The 12,552-nt window shown below is 48.7% G+C and carries 11 protein-coding genes; 7 read left to right on the top strand and 4 right to left on the bottom strand.

Going from position 1 to position 12,552, the window contains the following annotated elements; genetic code table 11:
• Positions 1 to 65: 65 nt before the first annotated feature.
• The 4 genes from fni to mvk all read right to left on the bottom strand — a co-directional run bounded on the left by fni (position 66) and on the right by mvk (position 4,254).
• Complete coding sequence (gene fni, locus KGF65_RS01265; RefSeq protein WP_105924215.1) at positions 66 to 1,100, bottom strand: type 2 isopentenyl-diphosphate Delta-isomerase; 1,035 nt, start codon at positions 1,098 to 1,100, stop codon at positions 66 to 68.
• 72 nt (positions 1,101 to 1,172) lie between these two features.
• Complete coding sequence (locus KGF65_RS01260) at positions 1,173 to 2,264, bottom strand: phosphomevalonate kinase (RefSeq protein WP_105920975.1); 1,092 nt, start codon at positions 2,262 to 2,264, stop codon at positions 1,173 to 1,175.
• A 49-nt stretch (positions 2,265 to 2,313) separates the two neighbouring features.
• Positions 2,314 to 3,294 carry a diphosphomevalonate decarboxylase gene (gene mvaD / locus KGF65_RS01255; RefSeq protein ID WP_216748482.1) on the bottom strand — a complete coding sequence of 327 codons (981 nt, stop codon included), beginning with the start codon at positions 3,292 to 3,294 and terminating at the stop codon, positions 2,314 to 2,316.
• A 21-nt stretch (positions 3,295 to 3,315) separates the two neighbouring features.
• Positions 3,316 to 4,254: a mevalonate kinase gene (gene mvk, locus KGF65_RS01250; protein ID WP_050338685.1), complete on the bottom strand. Its 939-nt coding sequence runs from the start codon at positions 4,252 to 4,254 to the stop codon at positions 3,316 to 3,318.
• Between the two features lie 251 nt (positions 4,255 to 4,505).
• Here mvk and KGF65_RS01245 point away from each other — a divergent pair, with 251 nt between their 5' ends.
• The 7 genes from KGF65_RS01245 (at position 4,506) to KGF65_RS17230 (ending at position 12,114) form a co-directional block, all read left to right on the top strand.
• Entirely contained in the window at positions 4,506 to 4,748 is a 243-nt protein-coding gene (locus KGF65_RS01245; protein WP_088769542.1) for a hypothetical protein, read from the top strand.
• Positions 4,749 to 4,912: 164 nt separating this feature from the next.
• Positions 4,913 to 7,717, top strand: a complete 2,805-nt coding sequence (locus tag KGF65_RS01240) for a helicase C-terminal domain-containing protein (protein ID WP_216748483.1) — start codon at positions 4,913 to 4,915, stop codon at positions 7,715 to 7,717.
• Between the two features lie 66 nt (positions 7,718 to 7,783).
• Entirely contained in the window at positions 7,784 to 8,284 is a 501-nt protein-coding gene (locus tag KGF65_RS01235) for a DUF5590 domain-containing protein (protein WP_021336528.1), read from the top strand.
• 23 nt (positions 8,285 to 8,307) lie between these two features.
• Complete coding sequence (locus KGF65_RS01230) at positions 8,308 to 9,507, top strand: pyridoxal phosphate-dependent aminotransferase (RefSeq protein ID WP_216748484.1); 1,200 nt, start codon at positions 8,308 to 8,310, stop codon at positions 9,505 to 9,507.
• 20 nt (positions 9,508 to 9,527) lie between these two features.
• Positions 9,528 to 10,823 carry an asparagine--tRNA ligase gene (asnS, locus tag KGF65_RS01225; RefSeq protein ID WP_050338853.1) on the top strand — a complete coding sequence of 432 codons (1,296 nt, stop codon included), beginning with the start codon at positions 9,528 to 9,530 and terminating at the stop codon, positions 10,821 to 10,823.
• A 76-nt stretch (positions 10,824 to 10,899) separates the two neighbouring features.
• A complete protein-coding gene (locus tag KGF65_RS01220) occupies positions 10,900 to 11,625 on the top strand; it encodes a DnaD domain-containing protein (RefSeq protein WP_216748485.1) in 726 nt (241 codons plus the stop codon).
• A 360-nt stretch (positions 11,626 to 11,985) separates the two neighbouring features.
• On the top strand, positions 11,986 to 12,114 hold the full coding sequence (locus KGF65_RS17230; RefSeq protein ID WP_260201178.1) for a hypothetical protein: 129 nt from the start codon (positions 11,986 to 11,988) through the stop codon (positions 12,112 to 12,114).
• Positions 12,115 to 12,552: the final 438 nt, after the last annotated feature.

Raw genomic sequence — 12,552 nt, 5'->3', positions numbered from 1 at the left:
AAATCACGACTAACAAGTTCTAACGTAACTTAATACGTGACTTGTCAGTCGTGACTTTTTCGCTTTTAAAGTGTTTGCTTGTAATTAACAAGCTCCGGTGATAGCAGGATTTTATCACCCATCTGATGTAAATCAGCAATCGAGGTTGCACCGACCAATGCTAAGAGCCGTTTTAATTGGCTTTGCCAGTCAGTTAGCATCGCAATCACTTCCTCGTCAGTATGGTGGAGCAACGCGTGGAGTACGGTCCCAGCCATTCCGACAGCATCCGCTCCCAGCAACAGGGCCTTCAAGACATCGAATGGCTGGCGAATGCCGCCAGCTGCAAAAATCGTCAAGTCTTGTGGATGGCCTTGAACACTCAGCAAGGATTCGACGGTGGTCAATCCAAAGTCATGGAGATAGGCCATGTCACGCTGCGGTCGACGCCGATTTTCGATATCTACGAAATTGGTCCCACCATGACCACCGAGATCGATGTAGCGGACACCAACCTGGTAAAGTTGTTGCATGGTTGGCTTGGAAATGCCGAAACCGACTTCCTTGACGATCACTGGTACGGATAAAGCTTGGATCAGCGTTTGAATATTGGCCAGCCATTGAAAGTCGCGGTCTCCCTCGGGCATGACGATTTCTTGGACGACGTTTAGATGCAATTCGAGCGCATCAGCTTGTAACATTTTGATTGCCGTTTGGGCGGCTGCCAGCGGATGACCTGCGCCGAGGTTACCAAAAATCAAGCCATCAGGATTATTGGTCCGCATACTGCTAAAGGTGCCGGCTAATTGGGGATCTTTGATGGCGACACTTTGCGAGCCGGTCGCAATCGGTAAGCCGCAAGCCGCCGCAATTTTTCCGAGCCGTGCATTTAGTTCGCCAGTGTGCGGGGAGCCGCCAGTCATGGCTTCGATATAGAGCGGACTGTCCCAGTGCCACTGTCCAATGGTCGTACTTAAATTGACGTCGGCGACTGCGGTTTCAGGTAGGGCATCGTGGCGAATCCGGACTTGGTCGAAGCTATTTGGTTGATCCCCATGATAGTACTTCTCGGCCAGGGACACGTGTTCGTCTTTACGATGAGATTGTTGACTTTGTGGCATTAGGCCACCTCCAATATCAGGTTAATCTGAAAACGAGTCTGGCAGGGTGTGCCAGGCTCGTCAGTAACAGGCTTAAGAATTTGGTAAGACGGTGTCTTGCACCGTGTGAACGTTTAAATTGAGTTGTTCAATACCTTCAGCGGCCCAAGCCGCTAAGAGCGGTTGGGGGTCGATCGCTTGATTGATCAAGACGATGCCGCAATCCCCACCGCCAGCACCAGAAGTTTTAGCCGCTGCGCCGGCGTTTTCAGCCAATTGAATCATGCGTTGTAATAGTGGCGTTTCAATCGTCACGTGACTAAACGTACCGAGCTTTTGTAGCAACTGTCGGTTGAGCCGCAATTCCGTTTGAATCGCAGCCAGGTCACCGTGATGAAAACCAGTGATCATGCGTTTCAGACAGGCTTTACTGGCTTGTAAGAAGGTCTGGTATTCACTGCGCTGTTTGGCCTTGACCAATGCGACCTTATCGACTAAGCGCGAGGTTGAAGCCGGCGAGCCGGTCCAGCCAATCATCAAACGCAAGTCGGCAGGTGGTGTTAAGAGTTCAATGCTCAAATCTGGCCAAGTCATTGCCAATAGTTCGCTGAGACTGGATTGGGCTTGTTGTAGCTGCAACCAATCACGATCAAACGAGTGGTAGGCGATCCAACCGCCGTAAACACTCGCCGCAATATCGCCCAGTGAACCATTTCCCTGAACAGAGAGGTGGGCAATCGCCGCTAGTTTGAAGAGCTTCGGCTTATCCATTGGTAAGTGGTAAAACTCGCATAACGCCTTGACGGTGGCCACGGTGACCGCAGCCGAAGAACCAAGGCCGTATTTTTTGCCATCCGCGCTATCAAGTTCACTGTTGATCCCGAGGTGGTATACCCCGAGGTCACGGCCTAGTTCGTGGGCATAGCTTTCAGTGTAACTGATTGCTGCCAAAATATAATGGAAGGGGTTATCGCGATTATCGAAGACCATCGCATCGCCCTGACGTCGCCAAACGATTGAGTTTTCTTGGTATTGTTCTGAAACGATACTCCCAATCGTTTCGCTAGGTGAAATCGTTGCGGTCACGAACTGGTCGAGCGCAACGATAATTGCTGGATAACCGCTTTCCACCACTGCGTATTCGCCGGCAATGTAGAGTTTTCCAGGAGCTTTCACCGTTATCATGCCATCATGTCCTTTCATGGCCAGTCATGACCATTTAAATTAAACTGCATTAATTTTCTGTTATCGTGATTCCAGGACCGGGTTTGGCAACAATCAGTTGTTCAGGTTCGAAATATTGTTGTAACGCTGTCTTAATCACGTCAGTATCCTGACCCGCACAAATGATTTTAACGTTCGGGCCAGCGTCCAAAGTATAATAACAGTTTACCCCTTGTGAACGCAAGTCGGTGACCGCCTGAATTGCGGTTAACGTCTCAGCGGTAAAATAGTTAAACGCGGGTTCGGCACTCAAATTAAGCGCGTGCATCCGCATCGCATTGGTCTCTGCGATTTGTCCGACCTGCTGTAGATCGCGGGCCGCGATCGCTTGTCGCATCCGTTTCAAATCGGCTTCGGCGGTCTGGACCCAAGCTGGATAGTAAGGGGAGGTCTGAACGACTCGTGCCATGCCGGCAGTCGAACTGATTGGTTTTTGCGTGGCCTTGAGTACGACGGCAATCATCTGAATGTCCCAATCCACCGGGTCCTGTAAGACTTCCGCGTAAGAACTAGCATCATCATGTCCGGCGCGCCATTCGACGAAGCCACCAAAAATCGAGCGGGTCGCTGAACCAGACCCCCGACGTGCGAGTCGTGATAAGTCGGTCAAGTCGAGTTGCAAACCGGCTGCACGACTGGCCGCACCCGCTAAGGCGGCAAAGCCAGAAGCAGAGGAAGCCAGTCCCGCTGAGGTCGGCACGTGATTTTCAGTGACGACCTTGGCGTAGGCTGTCTGACCGCTTTGCTGGCGAACCAGGTCCAAAAACTGACTGATGCGGGCCGCTTTTTTGGCGGTCAGGCGCTGACCATTGAACTCAATTTCGTCGGCAGTCAGTTGTGTGGCAAAGGTCACGCTAGTTTGCGTATAGAAATGGTCTAATGTGAGCGAGATACTGCCGTTTTGGGGTAGCATCAAGTCGGCATCCTTTTTGCCCCAGTATTTGACCAGCGCAATGTTGGTGTGGGCCTTTGCGGTTACAGTTTTTGCCATGAATTTTCCTCCAAAAGTTAATTAATCATCAGTCAAAAGTGGTTCGACCCAGGTTGCCGTGGCCCCTGCAGCACTTAATTCTTGCGCGAGTTGGTTGGCGATACTAGCCTCAGGGGCGAGCGCGATCAAGCAGCCACCTTGGCCACTGCCAGTGAGTTTTGCAGCTAAGGCACCGTGCTGGCGGGCAACCGCGAGCAACTGTTCAAGTGCGGGATGACTGACACCTAGTGCCCGTAAATCATCTTGTGCGCCATTGAGTGCTGTTGCCAGTGTACCCAGATTGCCATCAGCTAGTGCAGTTCGTGCTTGGCGGGTCATGTCACCCAAGTGGTCGATTCTTTTTTGAATCGTGGCGCCCTCAATCATCAGTAAGTTACGGACGGTCGCAACGGCAATTTTGGTCTGACTCTTAATACCAGTATCCGCAATGACTAAATATCCGGGCAGTTTGACCGGAATTGGGAAATTTTCTCGTCCCTTGACGAACCAGACTGGTGATTTCGCGCTGGCCGTCGCCACGTCGAGCCCACTCGGTTGTCCGTGGGTATAGCTCTCGGCAATGTTGGCCGTTGCTAATAATGTTTGGTGTGAGAGTGGGCGTTCGAAAAAATCATAGAACGCGCGGGTGACGGCAACTGCCGCGGCGGCTGAAGAGCCCATTCCACGTTCGGAAGGAATATCGCTTGTAATATGAATATCAAAGCCTTGATCTGGCGCGTCGAAGCGTTCCAGCAAAGTTTTGATGAGGGTCTGAATACCCCCTAAATTGGCGGACATCATGTTGAAGTCGCCGTTGAAGTACCGACTTTTAACGGTCTGAGCGGCATCGCGGCGATGAATCGTCGCCTGCATTTGAATCGTCGAAATTGGTAAGGCAATCGCGGGTTGTCCATAGACGACGCCGTGCTCCCCAATTAAAATAATTTTGGCATGACTAGTACCGGTAGCTAGATTTTTCAATCGTGTCGCTGCCTTTCTGTAAGTAGATTGATAATAGCTTCATAATACCTTATTCGCGTGGATTTTGCCACGGCAACTACGGTTAGCGGCTGGATTTTAAGCTGAAATTAAGTTGGACTGGTTTGGAAACTAACAAATTCAAGTGGCATGCAATACCTGTCGATTGTTTGGGCCATTAAAGGATGGCAACTAGTGGCGACTAGGCGTGAATATGGTAGAATTAGAAAATAATTAGAAATGAGGGTGATTCCATGCCAGAGACAGAAGTTTATCTGATTATGACCGGTTATGTCGAAGAAACGCCGAAGCAAGTCGGGGTCGTTGCCGCGGTCTACGTTTCAACAGATCTAAAGCGGGCACGGTCAAAACTAGCAACATTGCGACAAGCTCATCCCCAAACCTTCTATGAATTGTATCATTGCCCACTGGATACGGACTTAGACCAGCTCAGTCATTATCCGTCAGTTGAGATTAGCCCTGCTGATTTCGCCTAGATGAGGGGTCCGGGTCAAGCTCAGTGCATGAATATGCTATAATTTAGAATGGTATGCGATAAGGCTGTCAATAATCCGGGTGGCGCGCTAATCAAATTGCTAGTGCGCCGCGGATATAGCATGCAACACGACAGCTTTACAATCAATAATCTGGGGAAATGACCATGAAACCAAACACAACTTATGCGGTCGTTGATATTGAGACGACCGGGACTAGTGTGAAGGACGGCGACCGCATCATTCAGATCGGTTGTGCGTTTGTTAAAAACAATAAAATAATTAATACCTTTGCCGCGGACGTTAACCCGTTAAGAACGGTACCCGCCGTGATTGAGAACTTGACGGGTATCAGTAATGCACGGGTCCGCAAAGCACCGCCGTTTGATGACTTGGCGGGGACGATTTATAGCTTGTTGCAAGGAACCGTTTTTGTTGCTCACAACGTTAATTTTGATTTGCCGTTCATTAATGGAGAACTGCAGCGAGTCGGCTATCCGGAACTACCTATTCAGGCGGTGGATACCGTTTCGCTCAGTCAAATCTTATTACCGACCGCGCCGAGTTTTCGTCTGCGCGATTTGAGTCACCAACTAAAGATCGACCACGAACATCCGCACGCTGCGGATAGTGATGCGATCGCAACGGCACACTTGTTTATCAAATTGCAGCAGCGCTTGGCACAGTTACCACTGATTACGTTGCAGCAGATGGTGCAACTCACACCGGAATTGCCGCGCGAGACCGCTGACTTATTCGCCTACGCCTTCCAACAAGGCAAGCGGCATCCGCATCAACTGCCGAGTGGCTTAGTCATCAAAAATGGGCTGGCCTTGCGAAAACAACGACTGCCACAGCAGCCCGTTGGACGCAAGGCCGCCCGCTACCCGTTGACCAAAGCGCAGAAGCAACACTTATTTGGTGACCGTTTAACTTATCGACCACAACAGGCACGGATGATGAACCAAATCTATCGTCACTATGCCAAGCAGCCGGCCGAACAACCGCCATTGTTAATCGAAGCACCGACTGGGACCGGTAAAACCTTAGGCTACTTGTTACCATTAGCCTATTTGGCACAGGACGGCCAGCAAGTCGTGATTAGCACGGCGACGACGGTGTTGCAGACGCAATTGCGTGATCAAGGCGTCGGGCTGTTAAATCAGCTTTTGCCCGAGCCAGTGACGGCAGTCGTCATCAAGGGTAACCAGCATTATGTTGACCTGAATCGGTTTGCTCGTGGATTAGCGTTACACGAACATTCCAAACAGACGCAATTGTTGAAATTACGGGTGCTCGTGTGGTTGACGATGACGACGACCGGGGACCTCGACGAATTGCACTTGAGTACCTATCAGGCGCCATATTTCAGTGAGATCGCCCATCACGGGGTAGCGTCACTCAAGGCGGATGACCCGTTCTTTAAGGAAGACTTTTTACGATTCCGTGACCAATTGACGGCTCAAGCAACGTTCATTATCACGAACCATGCTTACTTGATGCACCACGTGGCACAGCTCGGCAGTCGGCAAGAACGGCCATTGCTGGTCTTAGATGAGGCCCAGCATTTAGCAGATGGTGTCGTCCGTGATTCACGTCAAAAATTCGACTTCAATGGCTACATGGCGACCTGTCATAGTTTGATTAGTCGCATCGATAGTGAGCATCGGCTGAACTTACGGGCGTTGTTTGCCGAACAGCCGCAAGCCGATTATCGACTCAAACTATTAGACAATTCGCTCAATGATACGGATCTGCATTTGCAACAACTGCAGGCGGCATTGGCACGCGCCTTCGTACCAGCACAAAAGGGTGGCAATCAACCCGTGGAACTCGGCATCACGACTGATGAGCTGACCGAATTCTTTGCGGCCCATAATCCATTGATCAAACAATTACAAACGGCGATTGAAAACTGCTTCTTGCAATTTCAACAATTGAATGAGCAGTATCAACATGACCAGTCGCAAGTCTTACCGAGCGAGCAACACGTGTTAGACGATTTTGATAATCGCCTCCAACATTTGCGCCAAGGCTATGACTTGCTACGAACCTGGTTAGTGCCGGCCTCCCGCGAACAACGGGTCTTTTGGGTGAGTTTGAATCAGTGGCACGACCGGGGAAGTTTAACGCTGGCAGGAAGTCTAATCGATACGCAGGGCTACTTTAAGACGCAACTCTATCCCTATTTCAGCGCACCACTGTTGACTGGGGCGACGTTGTTTGCGACCGGTAAGTCTCAGTACGTTTATTCTCAGTTGGATTTGGACCAAGAGACTGCCAAGCATCACAAGTTGTCGACACCATTTGACTTAGCCCATCAGGCTCGTTTGCTAGTGGCAACTGATGCGCAGGCGAATGAACAGCCGAGTGGTAAACAACGCGTGGCCTATTTGACACGCGCGATTCATGACATTGTGACGGCTACACCGAAACAAACGCTGATCCTGTTCAATTCACTCAGCATGATTGAAGCGGTCTTCTATAGTTTGCACCAGACCAATTTGCCTGGTGACCGGGAAATCTTGGCACAGGGTGTCAATGGGAGCCGTGAAAAACTCCTGCGCCGGTTCACACAAGGCGACAACGCGATTCTGTTAGGCGCCGGCAGTTTCTGGGAGGGCATCGATTTGCCGCAAGAACAGTTGGAACTGTTGATCGTGACCCAATTACCGTTTGAGTCGCCCGACCAAACGACGACTAAAGCGCGTTATCAGCAATTGCGGCAAGCCCAGCTCAATCCGTTTTATAATGAGGCCTTGCCGAAAGCGGCCTTGAAATTACGTCAGGGCATCGGTCGTTTGATTCGAACGGACCATGACTGCGGGGCCGCTGTGATTTTAGATGACCGGCTAATGACCAAGCGTTATGGGCAAACGATTATTAAGGCGTTGCCGAAGACTTTACCGCCGACAGCCGGGACGATTCCGGAAATTACCGCCGAACTTCAAAGTTTTTTCAAAACTAAGTAAGAAACCATTCCGCAAACAGATAAATTTGCTATAATTAATTTATCTGTTTTTTGAAAGGAAGAGCATATGCGAGTTCAACGTAGAAGGCGCCCTGAACGGCTCATTATGATTATCTTGGTTGTCATCTTGGCAATCATCGTGGCCGTATATGGGACGTTATGGGCGGCACAGCGACCAATGCATCAAGCCCAAAAGACCGCTTATAGTCTGGCGGTCAGCAAAGGTAAGCTAAAGACGACCACGGCATTTTCACAGTACAATGGGACGAGTAGTTATTACGTTGTAACTGGGACTAACAGCAAGAACGTTCCAGTCTACGCGCTGATCAACACGAATAAGCATCATAAAACGACCGTTGTCAAACAGTCCGCTGGGATTTCACGGACGAAGGCGCTTAAAAAGGTTTGGTCGAAACGCAATCCTAGCAAGGTCATTAAGGCCACCCTGGGTGAATATGATGGCACCACCGTCTGGGAAATTACCTACTTGAATCAGAAAAAGAACTTGTGTTATGAAATCTTGCAGTATTCGAATGGGAATCAACTGAAATCGATTATTAATATTTAACGGTTAAAGGAGTGCGGATGTACATGGAATTATCGCGTAAAGTAATGCAGATTCAACCGTCAGCAACACTAAAAATCAGTGCAACTGCCAAGCAAATGGTGGCGGATGGCATCGACGTTATCAATTTGGGTATCGGCGAACCCGATTACCAAACCCCTGATAATATCAAGCAGGCTGCCATTGACAGTATTCAAAATGGTCAAGCTAGTTTCTATACGCCAGCGACGGGCTTACCCGCACTGAAGGCGGCAATTAGTCAACGAATTGAAGCGGATCATCATTATCATTTTGATCCCAGTCAAATTGTCGTGACAGATGGCGCCAAAATGGCGTTGTTCACCCTGTTCCAAGTCATCTTGAATCCGGATGACGAGGTTTTATTACCCGTCCCATACTGGGTCAGTTATTCGGAACAAGTTAAGTTGGCTGGTGGGGTACCAGTTGAAGTACCGACCGATGATCAACTGCGGTTCACGGCCGCTGACCTAGAAGCCCATCGGACAGCGAAGACCAAAGCATTGGTCTTGAATTCACCGCAAAATCCATCAGGGTTAGTCTTCAGCCGAGCTGAACTGACTGCCATCATGGACTGGGCCAATGAACACGATGTTTTGGTCGTGGCTGACGAAATTTATGAAAAGCTATTATATAACGGTTATCAATTTACATCCGTGTTAGAATTAGATGCGGCCAATATGGATCACGTTGTTTTGATCAATGGTGTTTCCAAGGCCTACTCAATGACTGGTTGGCGAATCGGGTATGCGGCTGGTCCTAAAGAAATCATGGCGAAGATGGGTGTCGTACTCGGACACGCGGCCAGCAATCCGGCGGCTGTCTCGCAGTATGCGGCCATCGAAGCGTTCAGTGGTGATCAGTCTTCAGTCGAAACGATGCGTCAAGGGTTTGAGGCGCGGTTGAATGAACTTTATCCGCTGATTGAGAGTCTGCCAGGCTTCAAGATGCCAGCTGGTAAGCCAGCGGGGGCCTTTTACTTGTTCCCAGACATCACCGAAGCCTTGCGCTTGACCGGTTATGCCGACGCGCCCGCGTTCGTGACGGCGGTGCTGCTTGAAGCACACGTCGGGTTAGTTCCTGGGGAAGCGTTTGGGTTACCAGGTTGCTTACGATTGAGCTATGCAACTGACATGGATTCGTTACGCGAAGCCCATCGACGTTTAGATAAATTTATGACAGAAAAAATTGCTGAACAAGCAAAGTAACTGGAGGATGGAAGTAAATGGTGCAACAGATCAGTATTATCGACGCTAAGGACCATGTTGACGAAAAAGTTAAGATTGGGGCTTGGCTAACTAATAAGCGTTCAAGTGGGAAGATTGCCTTCTTACAATTACGCGATGGTTCAGCCTTTTTCCAAGGGGTCGTCGTTAAAAGCCAAGTGAGCGAAGCTGTTTTTGAGCTCGCTAAGGAAGTCAAGCAAGAAGCTAGCATGTGGATTACGGGTGTGATTCATGAAGATAGCCGCTCCAAGTTTGGCTACGAAATCGAAGTTGAAGACATTGAAGTGGTCGGCGAGAGTGAAGAATATCCAATTACACCTAAGGAACACGGGGTTGATTTCTTATTAGACCATCGTCACTTATGGCTTCGTTCAAAACGACCATGGGCAATTATGAACATTCGTAATGAAGTTACCCGGGCCACATATGAATTCTTCAATCAAGAAGGCTTCATCAAGATGGATCCACCAATTTTGACCGGGAGTGCGCCAGAAGGAACGACTGAACTGTTCCATACGGAATACTTCGACCGGGACGCCTACTTGTCTCAAAGTGGTCAGTTATACGCTGAAGCTGGCGCATTAGCTTACGGCAAGGTCTTCACGTTTGGCCCAACTTTCCGGGCTGAAAAGTCTAAGACGCGTCGTCATTTGATCGAGTTCTGGATGATTGAACCAGAAATGGCCTTCATGCATCAAGAACAAAGCTTGGAAGTTCAAGAACGCTACATTGCTTTCTTAGTTCAAGGTGTCATCGACCACTGTCAATACGCCTTAGATATTTTAGGTCGCGATGTCGAAACACTGAAGAAATACACGAAGTTGCCTTACCCACGGATCAGTTACGATGAAGCCATCGAATTATTGAAAGCCAACGACTTCGATGTTGATTGGGGTGTTGATTTTGGCTCGCCAGAAGAAACTTTCTTAGCAGACCACTTTGACCAACCCGTCTTCGTTTTAAACTATCCAAAGGCCATCAAGCCATTCTACATGAAGCCACACCCAACGCGTGAAGACGTTGTGATTTGTGCGGACTTATTGGCACCAGAAGGGTATGGTGAAATCATCGGTGGTTCTGAACGGGCTACGGACTATAACTACCTGCTGGACCAAATCAAGAAAGCTGGCTTGAACCCTGACGATTACGCTTGGTACTTGGACTTGCGTAAGTATGGGAGCGTCCCTCATTCTGGTTTCGGGCTTGGTTTGGAACGCTTCTTAACGTGGATTACCGCTGAGGACCACGTACGGGAGACGATTCCATTCCCACGTTTATTGAACCGGATTTACCCGTAAAATAAATAAATTGATATTTTTATTAAGAGCGTGGGACCTGGTCTCACGCTCTTAATGGTGAAAGGGTGTTGATTGAATGGAGTCTTTAGCAGCGGCATTAGTGAATGATGGTCAGACCACGATTGCCAATGCCTTACTGGCGCATTATCGTGAGATCGGCGTCACTAATGATGAGTTATTGGTTTATCTACAATTCAAACGGTTGATCGATCAAGGCAATCAATTCCCGGATGCAGCGGTGATTGCCAAGAGTTTAGGTGAGTCAACGAACACCGTTTTTCAGCGCTTGCATGAAATGTTGGCTAAAAAGTTACTAACGATTGAATCGATTACTGGCGATGATCAAAAAATTCATGACCGGTATAATTTCGACGGCCTCTACGACAAATTGGCCGTGGCGCTTAAAAAGCAACCTGTCACGGATCAGGCTGAAAAGCAAACCGCTAATGAGAATAAACGACAGAAAGTATTTCGTGCGATTCAGACTGAATTTGGGCGGGACTTATCGCCAATCGAAATGGAAAACATTAGTAAGTGGTTTGATGAAGACCATTACGACCCCGACGTTATCGAGTTGGCATTGCGTGAAGCCGTATTACGGCAAGTGTACAACCTGACTTACATGGACCGGATCCTGCTGAATTGGCAGAAGCGCAACTTGAAGACTGCGGCTCAGGTCGAAGCTGAACGTCAACGCAGCATCGAACAACGGCTGAATTCAGCCCCACAACCGCAACGCCAAACTGGCGAGAACGCGCTACCTAAAATCCCACTCTTTAAGTTGGGCGACGACCAGTCTTAAGATTGGTTTGTCGCAAAAAAACGAATAAGTGTCATAACTGGATTTAAATCAAACTCGCGACTAGCTATTTCGGATGGCTGGTCGCGAGTTTTTTTGGCTGGCAGTTGGTATCGATGATGATAAAAAAGTGCGCATTGTTTGGTTTACTGTTCGTCTGCCGGTGATCTCCTTATTCCGACTTCCGGGGCCGGCTGACAATTGCTGGAACGTAAGCCGACGTCGATTTGAACTCACGCAGAAAATCACTGCGCAATTTCAAATACGAGTCTTATTCTAAGCCGGAAGAAAATTACTTCCGACTAAGAATAATTTGGCTACTGAGCATTGTCAGCCGGCCACTCCAGTCGGGAAGCCACTCGAATGGCAGATGAACGGCCACCTATCTGGGTACAATTGACCTCTGAACATTTAGTGATTGGCCCCTCCGGTAAAATCTTGATCGGTACTGTTAATGCTTTATGGCCTTTGAGTAGTGAGAAAATCACCTGAATATCGTTCACTATTCTCAATGCCACTAAATTCAACGGCCACTGGTCTCGAGTTTAATCGATAAAATGGCCTTCGCTTAGAATTCAAGATTTTGTTATCTCAGACGACTAGAGCAGATTCCGACGAACTCAGTAAAGTTGCTTGTTATCGGCTTTAAAAAATTGGGTATGGAAGTCTAGCTATTGTTAGAAACTAATCTGACAGTTCAATATCAAAATTATCGTGTGCTGAGGAACCAACGACTAAACTAATAAAAAGTTGGGTCCGCATATGTCTGCCTTTCGAATACCATCCCGGCTGGAAGGTATTCTGGGCAAGGCCAAGTGGTGAAATTTCACTTAGCAAGCGTTTTGTGCTTGGTTAGTGAAAGACCAGTATTTAAGACGTGGGGTGTCGGCTTAAATCTGTGTCCACCACGTTCCGGCCATTGCCCAGAAT

The sequence above is a fragment of the Lactiplantibacillus sp. 30.2.29 genome (assembly GCF_018991255.1).
Taxonomy (GTDB): Bacteria; Bacillota; Bacilli; order Lactobacillales; family Lactobacillaceae; genus Lactiplantibacillus; species Lactiplantibacillus pentosus.
This window is presented reverse-complemented; position numbering and strand designations above follow the sequence as displayed.